Origin of the sequence: Streptomyces sp. NPDC046915 (assembly GCF_040644935.1) — a bacterium.
In the GTDB taxonomy this organism is placed as follows: Bacteria; Actinomycetota; Actinomycetes; order Streptomycetales; family Streptomycetaceae; genus Streptomyces.
Window position 1 is genome coordinate 455,643 of the sequence record NZ_JBEYXB010000003.1, and the last position, 20,034, is coordinate 475,676.

14 protein-coding genes are annotated in these 20,034 nt (G+C 68.9%); 3 read left to right on the forward strand and 11 right to left on the reverse strand.

Features of this window, described 5'->3' with window-relative positions; genetic code table 11:
* Window positions 1–9 precede the first annotated feature (9 nt).
* The 7 genes from trxA to ABZ915_RS10295 all read right to left on the reverse strand — a co-directional run bounded on the left by trxA (window position 10) and on the right by ABZ915_RS10295 (window position 9,666).
* Window positions 10–339 carry a thioredoxin gene (gene trxA, locus ABZ915_RS10265; protein WP_355929580.1) on the reverse strand — a complete coding sequence of 110 codons (330 nt, stop codon included), beginning with the start codon at window positions 337–339 and terminating at the stop codon, window positions 10–12.
* A 41-nt stretch (window positions 340–380) separates the two neighbouring features.
* Window positions 381–1,349, reverse strand: coding sequence for a thioredoxin-disulfide reductase (gene trxB / locus ABZ915_RS10270; protein WP_361798877.1), 969 nt, complete (start codon window positions 1,347–1,349; stop codon window positions 381–383).
* A 169-nt stretch (window positions 1,350–1,518) separates the two neighbouring features.
* A complete protein-coding gene (locus tag ABZ915_RS10275; RefSeq protein WP_361798880.1) occupies window positions 1,519–2,331 on the reverse strand; it encodes a hypothetical protein in 813 nt (270 codons plus the stop codon).
* On the reverse strand, window positions 2,328–3,017 hold the full coding sequence (gene sigM / locus ABZ915_RS10280; protein ID WP_361798883.1) for an RNA polymerase sigma factor SigM: 690 nt from the start codon (window positions 3,015–3,017) through the stop codon (window positions 2,328–2,330). The genes ABZ915_RS10275 and sigM overlap by 4 nt, the downstream gene beginning before the upstream one ends.
* Window positions 3,018–3,068: 51 nt before the next feature.
* Window positions 3,069–4,772: a protein kinase family protein gene (locus tag ABZ915_RS10285; protein WP_361798886.1), complete on the reverse strand. Its 1,704-nt coding sequence runs from the start codon at window positions 4,770–4,772 to the stop codon at window positions 3,069–3,071.
* Window positions 4,773–4,891: 119 nt separating this feature from the next.
* The gene (gene murJ / locus ABZ915_RS10290) at window positions 4,892–7,255 is read right to left on the reverse strand and encodes a murein biosynthesis integral membrane protein MurJ (RefSeq protein ID WP_361798889.1); all 2,364 of its coding nucleotides are present in this window, start codon (window positions 7,253–7,255) and stop codon (window positions 4,892–4,894) included.
* A 47-nt stretch (window positions 7,256–7,302) separates the two neighbouring features.
* Window positions 7,303–9,666 (reverse strand): DUF6049 family protein, encoded by a 2,364-nt coding sequence (locus ABZ915_RS10295; RefSeq protein WP_361798892.1) that lies wholly within the window; start codon window positions 9,664–9,666, stop codon window positions 7,303–7,305.
* Between the two features lie 279 nt (window positions 9,667–9,945).
* On the opposite strand from ABZ915_RS10295, the gene ABZ915_RS10300 reads away from it, so the two are divergent.
* The gene (locus tag ABZ915_RS10300) at window positions 9,946–11,412 is read left to right on the forward strand and encodes a CCA tRNA nucleotidyltransferase (protein WP_361798895.1); all 1,467 of its coding nucleotides are present in this window, start codon (window positions 9,946–9,948) and stop codon (window positions 11,410–11,412) included.
* 107 nt (window positions 11,413–11,519) lie between these two features.
* Here the strand turns inward: ABZ915_RS10300 and ABZ915_RS10305 are convergent, their stop codons facing one another.
* The 4 genes from ABZ915_RS10305 to ABZ915_RS10320 all read right to left on the reverse strand — a co-directional run bounded on the left by ABZ915_RS10305 (window position 11,520) and on the right by ABZ915_RS10320 (window position 15,293).
* Entirely contained in the window at window positions 11,520–12,011 is a 492-nt protein-coding gene (locus tag ABZ915_RS10305) for a hypothetical protein (protein WP_361798898.1), read from the reverse strand.
* Window positions 12,012–12,126: 115 nt separating this feature from the next.
* Window positions 12,127–13,389 (reverse strand): MFS transporter, encoded by a 1,263-nt coding sequence (locus ABZ915_RS10310; RefSeq protein ID WP_361798901.1) that lies wholly within the window; start codon window positions 13,387–13,389, stop codon window positions 12,127–12,129.
* A gap of 94 nt (window positions 13,390–13,483) precedes the next feature.
* On the reverse strand, window positions 13,484–14,566 hold the full coding sequence (locus tag ABZ915_RS10315; RefSeq protein WP_361798904.1) for an inositol-3-phosphate synthase: 1,083 nt from the start codon (window positions 14,564–14,566) through the stop codon (window positions 13,484–13,486).
* A 43-nt stretch (window positions 14,567–14,609) separates the two neighbouring features.
* A complete protein-coding gene (locus tag ABZ915_RS10320) occupies window positions 14,610–15,293 on the reverse strand; it encodes a helix-turn-helix transcriptional regulator (protein ID WP_361798907.1) in 684 nt (227 codons plus the stop codon).
* A gap of 728 nt (window positions 15,294–16,021) precedes the next feature.
* Here ABZ915_RS10320 and ABZ915_RS10325 point away from each other — a divergent pair.
* Together ABZ915_RS10325 and ABZ915_RS10330 are read left to right on the forward strand one after the other, a co-directional pair.
* Window positions 16,022–18,289, forward strand: a complete 2,268-nt coding sequence (locus tag ABZ915_RS10325) for a transglycosylase domain-containing protein (protein WP_361799492.1) — start codon at window positions 16,022–16,024, stop codon at window positions 18,287–18,289.
* 129 nt (window positions 18,290–18,418) lie between these two features.
* Window positions 18,419–19,960: a glycosyltransferase 87 family protein gene (locus ABZ915_RS10330; RefSeq protein ID WP_361798909.1), complete on the forward strand. Its 1,542-nt coding sequence runs from the start codon at window positions 18,419–18,421 to the stop codon at window positions 19,958–19,960.
* Window positions 19,961–20,034: the final 74 nt, after the last annotated feature.

The window sequence follows — 20,034 nt, forward strand, 5'->3', positions numbered from 1 at the left end:
CGTGAAACGTCACTCGGCGATGAAGTCCTCGAGGTCGCGGACGATTGCGGCCTTGGGCTTGGCGCCGACGATGGTCTTGGCGACCTCGCCGTGCTGGTAGACGTTCAGGGTCGGGATCGACATGACGCCGTACTTCGCGGCCGTGCCCGGGTTCTCGTCGATGTTGAGCTTCACGACCTCGATCTTGTCGCCGTACTCGGCGGCGATCGCCTCGAGGGACGGAGCGATCTGACGGCACGGACCGCACCAGGCGGCCCAGAAGTCCACCAGGACGGGCTTGTCGCTCTTGAGGACGTCCTGCTCGAAGGAGTCGTCGGTCACGTTCTTCAGGTCGGCCACGGGTGGCTCCTAACGGGTGCGTGCGGTGGGGTGTAAGGGGGTCAGACAGCGGTCTTCTCGGGCTCCGGCTCCTCCTCGTCCGCGAGGGCGGAGAGGAAGCGCTCGGCGTCCAGGGCGGCGGAACAGCCCGTGCCGGCCGCGGTGATCGCCTGGCGGTAGGTGTGGTCGACCACGTCACCGGCGGCGAAGACACCGGTCACATTGGTGCGGGTGGAGGGCGCGGCGACCTTCAGGTAGCCCTCCTCGTCAAGGTCCAGCTGGCCCTTGAACAGCTCGGTGCGCGGGTCGTGGCCGATCGCGATGAACAGACCCGTCACCGCCAGGTCCGACAGCTCGCCGGTCTTGATGTTGCGCAGCTTCAGGCCGGCCAGCTTGGGGTCGCCCTGGATCTCGGCGACCTCGCTGTCCCATACGAACTTGATCTTCGGGTCGGCGAAGGCGCGCTCCTGCATGGCCTTGGAGGCGCGCAGGGTGTCCCGGCGGTGGACGATGGTCACGGACTTGGCGAACCGGGAGAGGAAGGTGGCCTCCTCCATCGCGGTGTCACCGCCACCGATCACGGCGATGTCCTGATCCCTGAAGAAGAACCCGTCACAGGTGGCGCACCAGGAGACACCGCGGCCGGACAGCGCGTCCTCGTTCGGCAGGCCGAGCTTGCGGTGCTGGGAGCCGGTGGTGACGATGACGGCCTTGGCCCGGTGGACCGTGCCCGCGGTGTCCGTGACGGTCTTGATCTCTCCGGCCAGGTCGACCGAGACGACATCGTCCGGGATCAGCTCGGCACCGAAGCGCTCCGCCTGGGCGCGCATGTTGTCCATGAGCTCGGGGCCCATGATGCCGTCGCGGAAGCCCGGGAAGTTCTCCACTTCGGTGGTGTTCATCAGGGCACCGCCGGCAGTGACGGCTCCCTCGAACACCAGGGGCTTCAGCGACGCGCGCGCGGTGTAGAGCGCCGCCGTGTAGCCGGCGGGCCCGGAGCCGATGATGATCACGTTACGGACGTCGCTCACGGCTTGATTCCTCGTCTCTGGTCTGCGTCATTCGACCGGTGGGAGCACCTTCGGAGCCCTCACCCCACCCAACGGATCCTAAGGGGCGCGCATTCCCGGTGTGTCCGGGCACACGGGGGTTCACCCACGGTACGGATTACCACGTTGGGCCGGGACGAAGCCGCCTTGTTCAGGGACGTGCGAGGGACTGCTTCGCCAGGACCTTGCCCGCCGAGACGGGCTGCCGGCTGACACAGGCGGCGTCGATGACGTAGGCCGTGACCCGGGCGGGGTCGGAGGTGTCGGACACCACGACGAGGAAGGCGTTCTTTCCCTCGTAGGTCCCTGTCTTCGCTCCGAGGACGTCACCGTCACCGTTGCCGTGGATGCCGTCCCGGACGCACTCCGGGACGGGGACGGAGGGCTGCATCAGGGTCTTGGCGCTCTCGGAGCCTCGTTGTGGCTTCTTCGTCGTCGAGAGGAGGCCGTCCACCTGACTCCTGAGGTCGCTTCCGGAGAAGGTGCCGACGGAGGCCGTCTGCCGGCCCTGTGTCGTCGAGCTCGACTTGTCGGTGCCGAGGGACTGAAGGAAGAGGGATCCGGCACCCAGGACGGCTGCGGTGAGGACGGCACCCAGGACGACGGTCCGGCGACGGCGCCCGCGTCCGTGATCCTTGCGGCCCGGCCCGGTAGCCGCCTGCGGGCGTCCGGCGGGGCGGTCTGCCGGTGTCGGTGTTTCACGTGAAACATGAGTCACCGGTGCCTCGGCGGCGAGGGCGGCATCGATGCGGTCGGCGACATCGGCGGGCATGCGGGGCGGCTCAGGCAGTGCGCCCAGAAGACCCCGGATCTCTTCCAGGGAGGCGTGGACGTCGGCGCAGAGCTCGCACTCCTCCAGATGGCGTCGTATCTCCTCGGTCCGGGACGGTGGGAGGAGGTTCTCGGTGAGGTCGGAGATCTCGGCGACGTCCGGGTGCCCGGCCGCGTCTGTCGTGGAAGTCACGCTCGCCCACCTCCGCCCTTCACTGTGTCCTGAGGCCCCGCTGCGGGTGGGACGGATGTCCCCTGCGTCCGGTTCCGTGCTTGGCCGGGTTCTTTCCCGTCGCCGGGTCTTTCCGGCCGTAGGTGGGAGAGCAGCGGCAGGAGCCTGGCTCTGCCTCGGGCGCAGCGGCTCTTCACCGTGCCCGTCGGCACATCCAGGACACGGGCGGCCTCGGCGACGGGGTAGCCCTGCATGTCCACGAGGACGAGGGCGGCGCGCTGGTCGGGCGGAAGAGTGCCGAGGGCTTCGAGGAGCTGGCGGTGCAGGTCGTTTCTCTCCGCGGGAGCCGAGGCCGCCTCGTGCGGCTCCAGCAGCTGCTCGAGGCGCTCGGTGTCGTCGACGGGAGCGGTCTTCCGTGAGGCGGCCTTGCGGGCACGGTCCAGACAGGCGTTCACCGTGATCCGGTGCAGCCAGGTCGTGACGGCCGACTGGCCCCGGAAGGTGTGTGCGGCCCGGTAGGCCGACACCAGCGCGTCCTGGACCGCGTCAGCGGCCTCCTCACGGTCCCCCAGGGTCCGCAGGGCCACCGCCCACAGCCGGTCCCGATGCCGCCGAACGATCTCCCCGAAGGCGTCGGGATCACCTTCGACGTGTCGGGCGAGGAGATCCTCGTCCTTCGCGTCGCCGTAGCCGGCGCCATCTGTCATCCGCCCCTCCCTCGGGGGCAACCTTACGGACTTCCCGGCTGGAATCCAGCCTCAGCTGGTCACCTTGATGTCCGCCACCCTGCCGCGCCACTGGCCGTCCGGCTGCGACGGCAGCTTGGTCAGCCACACCAGGACGTACCGCGACTTGAGGGACTTCCCGGGCTTGAGCTCCACGGTGGTTCCCGAGCCCGCGGCGACCTTGGTGTAGGCGGAGAAGGATGTCGGCCGAGAGCCCGGGTCTCCGCTCGCACTGCGGAGCTCGACCGACGTGTCTCCCTGGAAGGTGACGGTCACCTTCCCGACCTGCTGGGCCTTGCCGAGGTCCAGGATGATGCCGACGCCCGATTTCAGGTTGCCGAAGTTCGGGCTCAGGTAGAAGTCCGTCTGCCAGTACGTGCTTGTGCTGTTGTCGTAGGCCTTCCCTATGTCGGCCGGCTTCTCGGAATGGTCTTCGCTGAAGGGGTCGAAGTCCCAGGCCTTGGTGATGGTGATCGGCTTGCCGGAGGCGGTCGGCTTCTTCTTGCCGCCCTTGTCGCCCCCGTCCGTGGTCTGCGTGGTCGGCTTGTCCTCGGACTTGCCGTCCTGGTTCATCAGGGCGTCCGCGAGCTGCCAGCTGCCGAGGCCCAGGGCGGCGATGAGGAGGGCGGAGACCGCCCACTTCAGGGCCTTGCCGGTGCGGCTCTGTAGCGGGGGCGGAGGGGTCGTGAGCGGCTGGGTGGCGCCGGGGCGCGGCGCGGGGCGGCCGTACGTGCCCTGCTGGTAGGTCGTGCGCTGGTACTCCGGCGGGGCCGTGAACGCGGGCTCCGGCGGCCGGATGCGCGGCATCTCCCCGATCGCCTTCACCAGTTCCTCGGGAGTGGTGCAGGGCGATTCGTGCCGGGAGGCGGTGGCACCGTCGTTGGCCAGTGCCCGCATGGCGAGCTCGGACAGCCCGCGGTGCACACCGGCCCGCACCTGGTCCGGCGGGATCAGACCGATGTCCTTGGGCAGGCCGGACAGGCCGTAGGCGTCGTTCTCGTACGGCCAGCGCTGGGTCAGCGCCGCGTACAGCAGGGCGCCGATCGCCTCGGTGTCGGTGCGTTGGGGGGTGTCGGAACTGATGCCGCGCAGTGCCGCGTTGACGGCGAGACCGCGGATGCGCCACTGGCCGGTGGAGGCACGCAGTACGGCGTTCGGGTTGAGACGCAGATGGGCGAGGCCCTCACGGTGGGCGGCGGCCATGGCGGAGGACACCTGGCTGACCAGCTGGTAGGCGTCGTGCGGTTCCAGCGGCCCGGCGGACAGCAGTGTGGACAACTCGGTGGCGTCGGGCAGCCACTCGTGCACGACGTACACGAGGTCGTTCTCCTCGACCGCGTCCAGGACCTGGACGAAGCGGGGATCGCCGAGCAGCGCGGAGGAGCGTGCGGCGGCCAGCACCGAACGGGCCCGCGCGTGATCCGCGGGCAGGACGTGGACGCCGACGGCACGCCGGAGTTTCTCGTCCACCGCTCGCCAGCTGCTGAATCCGTCCAGACGGGTGACGCACTCCTCCAGACGGTAGCGTCTGGCGAGCTTGTGACCGCTGTGCAGTTCGGGAGGCGAGGCCTTTCCAGGACCGTCCGTCCCGCCGCTCCCCTCCACCTCGTCGCTGTGTGTGTCCCGCTCCGGGTTCTGGGCCACCCCGTCGGCCGTGGACTGGTCCGCCTTGGCGGTCAGCGGCTCGTCACCGCTGTTGTCTGCCACGTCGACGGCAGCCGTGCTACGTTCCGCCACCGTCGTTCCCTGCCTCCCCATCCATTGCACCCTGTCCGACGCCGAAACCAATTGTGCCCACAGTCCGCCGCTATGCACGACACGCGGCGGCGAACGATGGTTGTGCGCGTACCCCTGCCTCAGCGCCCCAGGCGCCCGCGCACCATGCCCACGAGGGAGTTGAGCTCGTCGATGCGCATGCGTCGGGCAGCGACGAAGAAGACCCCCAGGAGGACCGCGCCACCGGTCAGCAGCGCGGCGAAGGAGCCGAGAACGCCCTGACCGAGAGTGTGGCCGATTCCGTAGCAGGCCGCACCACTGAGCAGGGCGGCGGGTACGGAGGCGATGCACAGCCGGGCGTACGTCCTGGTGACCCTGGCGCCGTCCAGGTCGCCGCCGAGCCGCTTGCGCAGCCGCTTCCAGGCGACGCCCACACCGATCGCGTAGGCGAGGCCGTACGCGGCCGCCATGCCGGCGACGGCCCAGCGGGCGGGGAGCAGGAAGTAACAGGCCCCCGAGGCGCCCGCGTTGACCACGGCCACGATGACGGTGTTGTAGAAGGGCGTGCGGGTGTCCTCGTAGGCGTAGAAGGCACGCAGGACGACGTACTGCACGGAGTACGGGATCAGGCCGAGGCCGAAGGCCATCAGCATGAAGCCCATGTTGGTGGCCTCGCTGGTGCCTGAGGAGCCGAAGATCAGCGTGCACATCGGGATGCCGAGCGCGACGAAGCCGAAGGCGATGGGCACGATCGCGACCGCGGTCGTGCGCAGGCCCTGCGAGATGTCGTCGCGGACGGCGCCACTGTCGCCTTCGGCGGCCGAGCGCGAGATGCGCGGCAGCAGGGCCGCCATGAGGGAGACGGTGATGATGGCCTGCGGCAGGCCCCAGATCAACTGGGCGTTGGCGTAGGCGGCGAAGCCGGTGCCCGCGACCCCGGCGTCCTTGCCGGCGGCGGTCGACAGCTGGGTCACGATCATGGCGCCGGCCTGGTTGGCGAGGACGAACAGCACCGTCCACTTGGCGAGCATCGCGGCCTTGCCCAGGCCGTGGCCCCGCCAGTCGAAGCGCAGCCGCAGCCGGAACCCGGTCTCGCGCAGGTACGGGATCATGGCCAGGGCCTGGACGACCAGGCCGAGCAGCACGCCGATGCCGAGGAGGCGCTGGCCCTCCGGCGGGATGTTCGTGACGGTCATGTGGGAGTTGGCGGCGGAGCCGTACACCCAGATGAACATGCCGAGCGTCACGATGATGACGATGTTGTTCAGGACCGGGGTCCACATCATGGCGCCGAACTTGCCGCGCGCGTTGAGGACCTGACCCATCACCACATGGATGCCCATGAAGAAGATCGAGGGCAGGAAGTAGCGGGTGAAGGTGACCGCGACCTCGTTGGCCGCCGGGTTGGTGGCGACGGAGTTGGAGATCATCCGCACCAGCAGTGGAGCGGCGAACATCGCCAGCGCGGTGAGCGCGGCGAGAGCCACCATCACGAGCGTCAGCAGTCGGTTGGCGAAGGACTCGCCGCCGTCCTCGTCCTCCTTCATGGAGCGCACCAGCTGCGGCACGAAGACGGAGTTGAGACCGCCGCCGACGGTGAGGATGTAGATCATCGTCGGCAACTGGTAGGCGACCTGGAAGGAGTCGCCGAGGAAGCCGAGGCCCAGCGCGGAGACGATCAGCGCGGAGCGGACGAAGCCGGTGAGGCGGGAGACCATCGTGCCCGCCGCCATGACGGCGCTGGACTTCAGCAGGCCAGCGGCCTTGCCGCCCTTCTTCCCGACGGGAGCCGCGGGAGCGGCGGCCTCCTGGCCCGGGGGGCCCGGGGGGCCCGGGGGGCCGCCGGGGGCGGCTGGAGCGGGCGCGGAGGCGGAAGGACCGGCGGCGGGCGGCGCCGCGGCGTGGGAAGCGGCGCCGTACGCCCCTGGCCCGGGATACGGAGCGGCGGGGTACGAGGCCGCCGGGTACTGCCCGGCGGGCGCCTGGGGCCCGCCCGGTGCGGCGGCCGGGCCCGGTACGGACGGGGGCTCCGTCGACTGCTGCCCGCCGCCCTGCTGCTGGTCCCGGAAGAGGTGTGCGAAGGCGTCCGGCTGGTGGCGCTCCTCACCGGAGTGCGTCACCAGGTCGTCGACGCCCACGAACTGGGTCGTACGGGGGTCGTCGCCGTACGGCAGGTACTGGGTCGGGCCGGACGGTTCCGGAGCCGGGGTCTGAGCCCACAGGTGCGGGTCGGGAGCGTACGGGGACTGGGCCGGCTGAGCGTACGGCTGCTGCTGCGGATACGTGCCAGGGGGCGGCGGGGGGTGGGCGGCACGGTCGTACAGCGCCTCGGCGACCGGGTCCTGGGCGGAGAGGTCCTGTGCCCGGTAGGGGTCCTGGTCGTAGGCGTCCTGGAGGTACATGTCCGCCGCGTGCTGCGGCGGCACCTGACCGGGCTCGGGCGACTCGGGGTAGCCCGAGCCGGCCGCGGCCTGGCCGCGGTCACCGTCGTACGGCGAATTCATGGTTTACCCCACCTCATCGTCCCCGGGCCCACCGGCCACGACATCGCTCAACGGTCCACTCTCTCACCCGTCCCGGACGGGTCGGCGCTTTCCGGTGCGGTGTCCGGTGTCGGGTCACTCGGCTGCTCCGGGTCGCCTGCCCGGGAGTGCCTGTCGGATTCCTCCGTGAGACGGTCGTCGTCGCCTTCGGGGTTCTCCGGCCCCTCGGTGTCCTCCCCCGCCTCGTCGGGCCCGTCGCCCTCGGCCTGCCGGGCGGCCGCGCGCTTGCGCTGTGTGTACATGCGGAATCCGGCGAGCACGAGCAGCAGGACACCGCCGCCGATGACCAGCATCACCGTGGGCGTGACCTCGGTGACCTTCACGTCGAACTGAACCGCCTGGCCGTACTTCTGGCCGTCCTGCGTGTACAGCTGGGCGGTCACCGTCACGGGGCCGTTGGCGTTGGCCGACGTGGTGAACTTCACGGACTGACTGTGTCCGCCGGACACGGCGACGGGCTGCTCCATGTAGGCCTTGCCGCCGATCTTGAGGCGGGTCGGCATGGTCGAGGTGAGGCGCAGCATGAGGTGGTCGGCGCCCTGGACCAGGTTGTTCTGGACGGTCACCGGGATGGTGGCGCTGCGGCCGGAGAGCTTCGTCTCCGACTTGGGGATCAGCTTGACCTGCTGGGCGAGGTCGTCGATGTAGTTCTCCACGGCCTGCCGGAAGCTGTCCGCGGTGCGGCTCCGGTCCCGCCACGACAGGGACATCTCGCGGTTCATGGCCCGCCCGAAGGGGGTCACGACCCGGGACTGGTCGGTGAGGATCACCTTGAAGTTCTCGAGCTTGTCCTCGGTCCGCGCGATCTGCTCGAAGGCCGAGCGAGGCAGCTCCTGCTTGCGCAGCGAGGAGGGATAGGCGGACGTCGACGGGATCCGTGTGGTGGCGTCGGCGTCCGGCTTGGCCTTGGCCGTGGCGGCGAGATCCTGCGACTGGCTCCAGGTGCTGCCCTGGAGGGCCGTGATCGCCTGGGCCATCGCCTGGGCCTGCCCGCCGGACGGCATGCGCTGCGGGGCGACGACGATGCTGCGCTGCTTGTCCGTCTGGTGGTCGAGCTCCAGGCTCTGGGCCAGGAACTGCTGCACGGCGAGCGTGGCGGCGCCCGCCTTCGTCAGGTCGCTCTCGAACGCCGTGGACAGCCGGGCGTCCGCGACCACCGCGGTGGTGCCTCCGCCGACCGGACGGGCGGCGGAGGGCGTGTAGGACAGGCTGCCGTTCTCCTGGAGGCTGTCGCTGCGGGCGATCACCTTGTCCGCACCGGCGGAGGTGGCGACCTTGATGATCGAGGGGTCGACGGCGCCGTCCACGGGCCAGGCGAACTCGGTGCTCGGTGTGACGTGGAGCACGGTCTTCACCGTGGTGGAGGCGACGTCGGTGGCGTCCTTGAGGTGGCTCAGCGAACCGGTGACGCTCGTTCCGTTGTGGGCGAGGGAGGCCAGGTCCGGGTCGGCGAACGGCAGGGCGACGACCTCCTTGCCGGCCACCGCTTCCTGTAGATCGGCGAGCCACTGCTTGGCGACCGCCTGATGGGTGCCGGCCGTGGTGGTGTCACCCGGGCCCTGGATCTTGTAGGTGCCTGCCATCGCGTCCACGGAGGCCAGCAGGTCCGGGTCGATCACCCAGGTGACGTCGAGGTCCTTGCCCAGCGCCAGCATCTGCGCCAGGCGGCCGCCCGGGGCGATCTCCTTGGCGAGGTCGTCGTTGCGGAAGACGGGCGTCTGCTGTTCGCCGGCGCCGGTCTTCGCCGTCATGTGGACGGTGGAGATCAGCGGCCACAGATACGTGGTCTTCGTCTGGGTGTCGGCCTCGCCCGGCTGCCACGGCAGGAAGGTGCGCCGGATGCCGAGCACCTGGTCCCACGGCTGGGCGGACGTCTGGCCGGAGAGCGAGACGTCGAACTCGTAGACGCCGTCCTGGCCGAGGTCGAGCTTGTCGATCGGGACGGAGATGCTGAAGTGCTCGGCGACGCCCGGAGTCAGCTTGTCGAACTTCTCGACGTACTTGCCGCCGACCTCGGAGCCGACGGAGGTCTGGAGGTCGTCGGAGCGCTCGGCGGTGGTGTCGATCGCCGAGCGGGTGTCCAGCTGGGGACCCACCCGCAGCCCGACGTGCGCGTCGTTGACCGTCTGCTTGCCGTTGTTGGTCACCGTGCCGGAGACGGTCAGCGTGTCCCCGTCGGTGGGCGCGCTGGGGCTCAGGGAGTCAAGGGAGACGTCCACCGTGTCCGAGGCGGCGGCCTGGGCGGGAGCGGCGGCGGGCAGCTGGAGCAGGCCGGCCAGCAGCGGCGCCCCGGCGAGCAGTGCTCCGGTGCGCCGCAGCCAGCGGCGGGCAGGTGAGGGACTCATCCCCTGGAAGTCTGCCGCCTCGGCCACGCGCTCGCCCGTCCCTCGTCGTCGTCAGTGGTCGTCGGAATGTGCGTCCACGCATGGTAACGATGTGCGCCGAGGGGAAGTGCCGCGGTCTGCTCCACAAGATCCGAAGACAGTACCGCCCCGCCCGGTATTTCCCGCCACCCCACCCGGTATTTCCACTATCAAGGGGAGAACGGGCGTACGTGGCAAAGGCTGGCTTTGTGAGGAAAGACATCCCTCTGTTCCCGTGTACTTAATGGAGGCGCTGCCGGGCAGCCGGGCCACGTACCCTCTTCTGTTGTGCCGAACGCCAACGAAGACACTCCCAACGCCCTCAGCCAGGCGCAGCAGCGCGCGGTGAGCGAACTGCTGCGGGTGGCCCCTGTCGCCGACGATCTCGCCCGCCGTTTCCAGGAGGCGGGGTTCTCCCTCGCACTGGTCGGCGGCTCGGTCCGGGACGCGCTCCTCGGCCGGCTCGGGAACGACCTGGACTTCACCACCGATGCCCGGCCCGAGGACGTTCTGAAGATCATGCGGCCCTGGGCGGACGCGGTCTGGGAGGTCGGGATCGCGTTCGGCACGGTGGGAGCGCAGAAGAACGCCCGTGTCGAAGACGTTGATCGATGCTTCCAGATCGAGGTGACCACATACCGGTCGGAGGCGTACGACCGTACCTCGCGCAAGCCCGAGGTGTCGTACGGGGACTCCATCGAGGAGGACCTCGTCCGGCGCGACTTCACGGTGAACGCGATGGCGGTGGCGCTGCCGGAGAAGGAGTTCGTCGATCCGCACGGCGGGCTCCAGGATCTTGCCGCTCGGGTGCTGCGTACTCCTGGAACGCCTGAGGCGTCCTTCTCCGACGACCCGCTGCGGATGATGCGGGCCGCGCGTTTCGCCGCCCAGCTCGACTTCGAGGTGGCCGACGAGGTCGTCGGCGCGATGAAGGAGATGGCCGGGCGGATCGAGATCGTGTCGGCCGAGCGGGTACGGGACGAGCTGAACAAGCTGATCCTTTCCGCGTACCCCCGCAAGGGGCTGACGCTGCTGGTCGACACTGGCCTCGCGGACCATGTGCTGGCCGAGCTGCCCGCCCTGCGCCTGGAGAGCGACGAGCACCACCGGCACAAGGATGTCTACGAGCACACGCTGATCGTTCTGGAGCAGGCGATCGCGCTGGAGGAGGACGGTCCCGACCTGACCCTCCGCCTGGCGGCGCTGCTGCACGACATCGGCAAGCCGCGGACGCGCCGCTTCGAGACGGACGGCCGGGTTTCCTTCCACCACCACGAGGTGGTCGGGGCGAAGATGACCAAGAAGCGCATGACGGCCCTGAAGTACTCCAACGAACTGGTGAAGGACGTCTCACGCCTGGTCGAACTCCACCTGCGCTTCCACGGCTACGGCACCGGCGAGTGGACGGACTCCGCGGTCCGGCGCTACGTCCGTGACGCGGGCCCGCTCCTCGGCCGCCTCCACAAGCTGACCCGTTCCGACTGCACGACCCGGAACAAGCGCAAGGCGGCCGCGCTGTCCCGTGCCTACGACGGTCTGGAGGAGCGCATCGCCCAGCTCCAGGAGCAGGAGGAGCTCGACGCGATCCGCCCGGACCTCGACGGCAACCAGATCATGGAGATCCTGGGGGTCGGTCCCGGCCCGGTCGTGGGGAAGGCCTACAAGCACATGCTGGAGCTTCGCCTGGAGCATGGGCCCATGGGTCCCGACGACGCGGTGGCCGCGCTCAAGGGGTGGTGGGCCGAGCAGAGCTGAGGCCGTGGAAGTGGTGCATGTTTCACGTGAAACATGCATGGCGGAGCGGCCGGGACATGAAGAGGGGCGGTGTTTCACGTGAAACACCGCCCCTCTCCGCTTCGTCCTTACTTCTTGTAGTCCTTCAGGCAGAGCAGGAAGTCGCTGCCGCTCTTCTGCTCGGTGTAGGCGTACTGGAAGTCCTTGGCCTTGGTCTCACAGGAGATCTGGGCCGAGGTGCCGGAGTACGTGCCCTTGACCTTGGCCAGCACCACGAACTGGGCCTTGGACGAACCACAGTCCACGACCTCGAGGTCCGGGTTGGTGTCGTTGGTGCTGCCGCGGTGCATGCAGTCACCGACCTTCGCCGTGTCGGCGTCGTTCCGGCTCGACAGGTAGCCGCCGATGGCTGCGCCGAGGGCGATCACCACGATGACGATGGTCCTGATCATCTTGAAGCTGATCTTGCGCTTGGGAGCCTGGGGCGGCACCGGCGCGTACGGGGCGGCCTGCTGGGGGAAGCCGGGCTGGGGCGGGTACGGTGCCTGACCCTGCGGCGGGTAGGGAGCCTGACCCTGGGGCGGGTACGGAGCCTGGCCCTGCGGCGGCGGAGTAGTCACTCGGGGGTCCCCCTAGAACGTGGATGCGCGTGGCGCGAAATAAGACCCACGTAAGTTAGCGGTTGCCACTGACAACCCTGTAACCCAGGAAGCCTCTGTGGCCGTGATGTGACACTTACCGTCGCTCAAAGCGGGCCATAGCAACAGCAACCACTCCGTAGACCACGGCGACCAGGACCACCAGCACGACCGACCGGCCGTCCGGCGGGAGCATGAGGGCGGCCACGGCCGCTGCGCCGACGAAGGCGACGTTGAAGAGCACGTCGTACACGGAAAAGATCCGGCCTCGGAAGCCGTCGTCGACGGTCGACTGGACGACGGTGTCGGTGGCGATCTTCGCGCCCTGGGTGATCAGCCCCAGGACGAAGGAGGCGACCAGGAGGGGGCCGGTGGCGAAGGGCAGGCCGAGCGCGGGCTCCAGGAGCGCGGCGGACCCGGCGCACACGGCGATCCAGCGTCCGGGGCCGAGCCGTCCGACCGCCCAGGGCGTCACCGCGGCCGCGGCGAAGAATCCCGCGCCGGAGAGCCCGAGGGCCAGCCCCAGCAGACCGAGCCCCTCTTCGGGGCCTGAGGAGAGCGCGTACCGGCACAGCATCAGCAGCATGACGAGCAGCGCGCCGTAGCAGAAGCGCATCAGCGTCATCGACGCCAGCGCCCAGGCCGCTCCTCGGCGCGCGGGCGCGGCGAGGTGGCGCATTCCCGCCAGCAGATCACGTGTGGTTCCGGCGAGCGCGGCGCGCAGGCGTGGCCGGCTCGGTGCGCGCTCGGGTCCCAGCAGTCCGGGGGCCATGGTCAGTGACGCGAGGGCCGCGCACAGGTACAGCAGCGCTCCCAGCAGGACGACGGTGGCATCGGAGTCGGACACCGCCAGCCGTACGGCGAAGGCGAGGCCGCCGCCCGCGGTCGCGGCGAGCGTTCCGGCGGTCGGGGAGAGCGAGTTGGCGATCACCAGGCGCTCGGTGTCGACCACGCGGGGCAGCGCGGCGGAGAGGCCGGACAGGACGAAGCGGTTGACGGCGGTGACACACAGGGCGGAGACGTAGAAGAGCGCCTCCGGGACGTCGCCGGCCATCAGGAGGGCGGTGGCCGCCGCCAGCAGAGCACGCAGCAGATTGCCGTACAGGAGGACCTGGCGGCGCCGCCAGCGGTCGAGGAAGACCCCGGCGAAGGGGCCGACCAGCGAGTACGGCAGCAGCAGTACCGCCATGGCCGAGGCGATCGCGGCGGGCGAGGTCTGCTTCTCCGGCGAGAAGACGACGTAGGCGGCGAGTGCGACCTGGTAGACACCGTCGGCGCCCTGGGAGAGCAGGCGGACGGCGAGCAGGCGCCGGAAGTCACGCAGGCGCAGCAGGACGCGCAGGTCACGGACGACGGGCATGGGGCACAGCCTCACACAAGGGAGGGCCCCCGGGGCGGAGTACCCGGGGACCCTCTCAGCCCTGGCAGGAGCGTTTTTCGGCGTGGCCGGTCGGCTAGCGCTCGACCTCGCCGCGGATGAACTTCTCGACGTTCTCGCGAGCCTCGTCGTCGAAGTACTGCACCGGCGGGGACTTCATGAAGTACGAGGACGCCGACAGGATCGGGCCGCCGATGCCGCGGTCCTTGGCGATCTTCGCGGCGCGCAGGGCGTCGATGATGACGCCGGCGGAGTTCGGGGAGTCCCAGACCTCGAGCTTGTACTCCAGGTTCAGCGGGACGTCACCGAAGGCGCGGCCCTCGAGGCGGACGTAGGCCCACTTGCGGTCGTCCAGCCAGGCCACGTAGTCGGACGGGCCGATGTGGACGTTCTTCTCGCCGAGCTCCCGGTCGGGGATCTGCGAGGTGACGGCCTGCGTCTTGGAGATCTTCTTGGACTCCAGGCGGTCGCGCTCGAGCATGTTCTTGAAGTCCATGTTGCCGCCGACGTTCAGCTGCATCGTGCGGTCCAGCACGACACCGCGGTCCTCGAACAGCTTCGCCATGACGCGGTGCGTGATGGTGGCGCCGACCTGGGACTTGATGTCGTCGCCGACGATCGGGACACCGGCCTCGGTGAACTTGTCCGCCCACTCCTTGGTGCCGGCGATGAAGACCGGGAGGGCGTTGACGAAGGCGACCTTGGCGTCGATGGCGGCCTGGGCGTAGAACTTCGCCGCGTCCTCGGAACCGACGGGCAGGTAGCAGACCAGGACGTCGACCTGCTTGTCCTTCAGGACCTGGACGACGTCGACCGGCTCCGCGTCGGACTCCTCGATGGTCTCGCGGTAGTACTTGCCGAGGCCGTCGAGGGTGTGGCCGCGCTGGACGGTGACACCGGTGGTGGGCACGTCGCAGATCTTGATCGTGTTGTTCTCGGAGGCGCCGATGGCGTCCGCGAGGTCGAGGCCGACCTTCTTCGCGTCGACGTCGAAGGCGGCGACGAACTCGATGTCCCGCACGTGGTAGTCACCGAACTGCACGTGCATCAGGCCGGGGACCTTGGAGGCCGCGTCGGCGTCCTTGTAGTACTCGACTCCCTGCACCAGCGACGCGGCGCAGTTGCCCACGCCGACGACGGCTACGCGAACCGAACCCATTCCGGTTGCTCCCTGTGTGTACGAGTGAGGCCCTGAGTGGGTCTCACGTGGCGGTGTCGTCGGGCGTATCCGGTCCGGGGGTGTCCCCGGACCGGGGCAGGCCGCCCGGCGCTCCAGATGTGTTGTCCTGCTGAGCGGGTCCCCCGGACGCGGAACCTTTCAGGTCCCGCCCGGCCCGCTCGCTCTCGATGAGCTCGTTCAGCCAGCGCACTTCGCGCTCCACGGACTCCATCCCGTGGCGCTGCAGCTCAAGCGTGTAGTCGTCGAGGCGCTCCCGGGTGCGCGCCAGAGAGGCGCGCATCTTCTCCAGGCGCTCCTCCAGACGGCTGCGCCGGCCCTCCAGCACGCGCATCCGCACATCGCGCGACGTCTGGCCGAAGAAGGCGAAACGTGCGGCGAAGTGCTCGTCCTCGTAGGCGTCGGGGCCGGTCTGCGAGAGCAGCTCCTCGAAGTGCTCCTTACCTTCTGCCGTCAATCGGTACACGATCTTCGCGCGGCGGCCGGTCAGCGGAGCGGCGAGTGCGTCCTCGTGCGTGTTCCCCGGTTCCTCGATCAACCAGCCGTTGGCGACCAGCGTCTTGAGGCAGGGATACAGCGTCCCGTAGCTGAACGCACGGAACACACCGAGGGACGTATTGAGTCGTTTGCGCAGCTCATAGCCGTGCATCGGGGACTCGCGAAGCAGGCCGAGTACGGCGAACTCGAGGATCCCGGAACGCCGGCTCATCGTCGCCTCCCTCGTCCTTGTCTCGCTTATCTCGCTCTGATGTATCGACTCGATACATCTAGACGATAGAACGGCCGTCCGCACGCGACAAGAGGGGTGACGGTGAACGGGATCACATCACCGATTCGTAGGAGGTGAGTTGCCCTATTTGCGGCGAACCTCGGGACTCGGAGGGTTTTGACGGTGCGTAGTCTGTGCGGCATGCACACCACCGGGAACCAAGTGATGCCTGGGGAGCGTCGATGTCCTCGGTGCAGTACGGGTGAATGCAGGAACGACCGCATCCGTACTTCGGGGGGACCGGAAACCAGCCGCCGTTTCCAGGCGCGCATGGGTGCGCCTGCCCGAGGAGTAATCGTTCGATGAGCGAGCACCGTCGCAAACAGCCGCAGCCGCAGGGAGGCGGACGTGCCGCGGCCCGACGCGGTCAGTCCGGCTCGTCCTCCGGCCGCCGCGCGGCTCCGCGTGACGCCACCGGGTCCCCTTCCGACGCCTACGGCTCGGGAGGTGATGACCACCAGTACGGTGGCCGCGCCGAGACCCGCCGTGCGGCACAGAGAAACACGGGCGGCCGCCGCAGAGGGGCCGACAACACCGGACCGGGCGGCCGGCGCGGTGGTCCCGGCGGGCCGGCCGGTCCTGGGCGCGGCAGAGGCCGGGTGAGTGAGCCCGCCAGGAAACGCTTCATCGACTACCCGCGCGCGGGCAAGTACGGGTGGCGCCGCTGGATGCCGTCCTGGAAGCTCGTCTCCGGGCTGTTCATCGGGTTCATGGGCAGCCTGGTCGCCACGTTCGGCATCGCCTACGCGATGGTCTCGATCCCCAGCGAGAACGACGCGGCCAAGTCCCAGAACAACGTCTACTACTGGTCCAACGGCAAGCAGATGGTGGCCACCGGTACGGGTGCGAACCGGCAGAATATCCCTATCGAGCAGATCCCCGAGGCCATGCAGTACGCGGTGATCTCGGCGGAGAACAAGAGTTTCTACTCGGACTCCGGTGTCGACCCCATGGGCATCGCCCGCGCCCTGGCCAACATGGCGCGGGGCGGTCAGACGCAGGGTGGGTCGACGATCACCCAGCAGTTCGTCAAGAACACCTACCTGACCCAGGAGCAGTCGATCTCCCGGAAGTTCAAGGAGATGTTCATCTCCATCAAGGTGGGGACGAAGCTCAAGAAGCCGCAGATCCTCCAGGGCTACCTGAACACCTCGTACTACGGTCGTGGCGCCTACGGCATCCAGGCCGCGGCGCAGACGTACTACGGCAAGGACGCGGTCGATCTCAAGCCGAACGAGTGCGCCGTGCTCGCGGCCCTGCTCAAGGGCCCGACGTACTACGACCCGGCCGGAGCCACGGACCTCGACAAGTCGGCGACCCAGGCTGCCAACACCAAGCGTTCCAAGGACCGCTGGGGCTGGATCCTCGGCGAGATGCACAAGGACAAGCACCTCAGCGACGCCGACTACCAGACGGCCATAAGCCACTACCCCATGCCTCAGGGCCGCAAGGCGACCAAGGGCATGACCGGTCAGATCAGCTATCTGGCGGATACGGCGAAGAAGTACGTCCTGGCGCACTCCGACATCACGGAGGCGCAGTTCGACAAGGGCGGCTACCAGATCTACACGACCTTCGACAAGGACAAGGTCAGCGAGCTGACCGCGGCCGTGAAGAAGATCCAGAAGCAGCGCCTGAACCCCAAGACGCGGGAGCTGGACAAGTACGTCCAGTTCGGCGCGGCCTCGGTGGTACCCAATGACGGCGCGATCGTCGCGCTCTACGGCGGTGCCGGTTACGAGAACGGCCACTTCACCAACAACGCCGACACCTCGGGTGTCCCCGTCGGTTCGACGTGGAAGCCTTTCGTGCTGGCCGCGGCGATGGAGTACGGCACGTACAAGACCGACGGTGAAGGCATCTCACCGCTGAGCAAGTACAACGGCGATGATCACCTCAAGGTGAGACGGCCGGACGGCACGTACTTCCTGAACAAGGACAACTCGACCTTCTTCCAGAACAACGAGAGCAACCACGCCTGGGGCTACATCAGCCTTCGCAAGGCGATGGAGCAGTCCGTGAACACGCCGTTCGTGCAGCTCGGCGTGGATGTGGGTATGACGCACGTACGCGATGTCGCGAAGGCGTCCGGCATCCTGGAAGACAGCATGGCGACGGATCTCAACCCGTCGTTCGCCATCGGTACGTCGACTCCCAGCGCCATCCGCATGGCCGACGCCTACTCGACCTTCGCCGCCTCCGGCAAGCACACGGACCCGTACTCGGTGACGCAGCTCAAGTACAACGGGACGGAACAGCCCGGCTTCTCCAAGCCGAAGAGCAGCCAGGCGATGGACGCGAACATCGCGAACAACGTCACGGACACGCTGGAGAACGTGATCCAGAACGGTACGGGTCAGAACGCCAAGGCCCTGGGCCGTACGGCGGCCGGCAAGACCGGTACCACCGACAGCAACAAGTCGGCCTGGTTCGTCGGCTACACCCGGCAGCTGTCCACCTCGGTGGCGATGTTCCGGGAGAATCCGAAGGACCACAAGCTGCTCTCCATGAACGGCACGGCCGGCGTCGCCTCCATCCACGGTGGTGACATCCCGACGTCGGTGTGGACCGAGTACATGAAGGCCGCGCTCAAGGGCAAGTCGGACCTGAGTTTCCCGGATGCCGAGAAGATCGGTGAGGTCTCGGACGAGGCGGGCGCCCCCACCCCGACCCCGACGGTCACGCCCACGCAGCCGACCGAGACCCCGACTGAGTCCCCGAGCCCCACGCCCAGTGACACGCCCACCACGGAGTCGCCCTCGCCGACCGACACCTGCCAGTTCGGCTGGGGCAACTGCCAGAACGACGGTGGTACCGACGCCGGCAATACGGACGGAGGCATCACCCAGTCGCCGACACCCACGGACACCACGGGTAACGGCAACACCAGAGGTAACGGCAATGGAGGCCTCTTCGCCGGTTCGAACGGGGGCTAGACCAGGCCTCCGACCGGTTGGTGGTCATTTCGCCCGCCAAGGGTGTTTCACGTGAAACATGGGCCGCCGCACCCGCGAGGTGCGGCGGCCCTCGGCGTATTCCTAGACAGGTACGGCAGGATGTGCCCCATGCCCAGTGCAGAGACGACGCCCGCGAGCGTGCACGAGCCCGAGCCGGTGCGACCCGCCCGAGGGGAGCCGGTGCGGCCGACCAGGGAGGACGAGGTCGCCGCGGCCGGCAGTGAGCTGATCGGCGGCCCCATCGGGCGGCGCGCCCTGCTCGGGACGTCCTGGTGGACTCCCGTCCGGGTCGTGGCGCTTGTGGCGATCGGCATGTTCGCCCTCGGCCTGGTCCAGAAGGCACCCTGCTACAACAGCGGCTGGTTCTTCGGCGCCAGCTCGCAGTACACGCACGCGTGCTACTCGGACATCCCGCACCTCTATCAGGGGCGCGGCTTCTCCGACGGGCTGGTGCCGTACTTCGACAAGCTCCAGGGCGACATGCAGTACCTCGAATACCCGGTCCTGACCGGTGTGTTCATGGAGGTGGCCTCCTGGCTCACGCCCCACAGCGGCAGCATCCAGCACCAGGAGCAGTGGTACTGGTTCGCCAACGCCGGGATGCTGATGGTGTGCGCGGCCGTCATCGCCGTCTGCGTCGCCCGGACCCACGCCCGGCGCCCCTGGGACGGCCTCCTGGTCGCCCTGGCGCCCGCATTCGCGCTGACCGCCACCATCAACTGGGACCTGCTGGCGGTGGCGCTGACGGCCGCGGCGATGCTGATGTGGGCCCGGGGCCGCACGGTCGCCTTCGGTGTCCTGCTGGGGCTCGCCACGGCCGCCAAGCTCTATCCCGTCTTCCTCCTCGGCCCGCTGCTCGTGCTGTGCTGGCGCGCGGGCAAGTGGCGGGAGTACTTCACGGCCGTGGGCGGCGCGGTGGTCGCCTGGCTGGCCGTGAACCTGCCGGTGATGGTCTTCGCCTTCGACGGCTGGTCGAAGTTCTACACCTTCAGCCATGACCGGGGCGTCGACTTCGGCTCCTTCTGGCTGATCTGGGCCCAGAACTCCAGCAACCCGCCCACCACCGACACGGTCAACTTCTTCGCCACGCTGCTGGTGGCGCTGTCGTTCGTGGGCATCGCGGTGCTGACCTTCACGGCCCCGCGCCGGCCGCGCTTCGCGCAGCTGGCCTTCCTGATGGTGGCCGCCTTCATCGTCACCAACAAGGTCTACTCGCCGCAGTACGTCCTGTGGCTGGTCCCGCTGGCCGTGCTCGCCCGGCCGAAGTGGCGGGACTTCCTGATCTGGCAGGCGTGCGAGGTCTCGTACTTCCTGGGCATCTGGATGTACCTCGCGTACACGACCAGCGGGGACGCCCACAAGGGACTGCCGACCCACGGCTACCAGTGGGCGATCGCCCTGCACCTGCTGGGCACGCTGTACCTGTGCGCCGTCGTGGTCCGGGACATCCTCATGCCGGAGCGCGACGTGGTGCGCCGCTCCGGAGACGACGATCCCTCGGGCGGGGCGCTCGACGGCGCGGAGGACGTCTTCGTCCTCGGCCCGGCGGCCCACCCGCCGCGGCACGCCGTGCACCTCGAGCCGGCGTACGGCCCCCAGGTGGAGTGGGGCAGCCGAGGACCGGATTCCCCCATCGACGGTTCGCCCTGAGCGAACATGCCGGAGGCGGAGACACGTAAAAGGCCGTACACAGTGGTCCCGGAGGACCCGTGTACGGCCTTTCG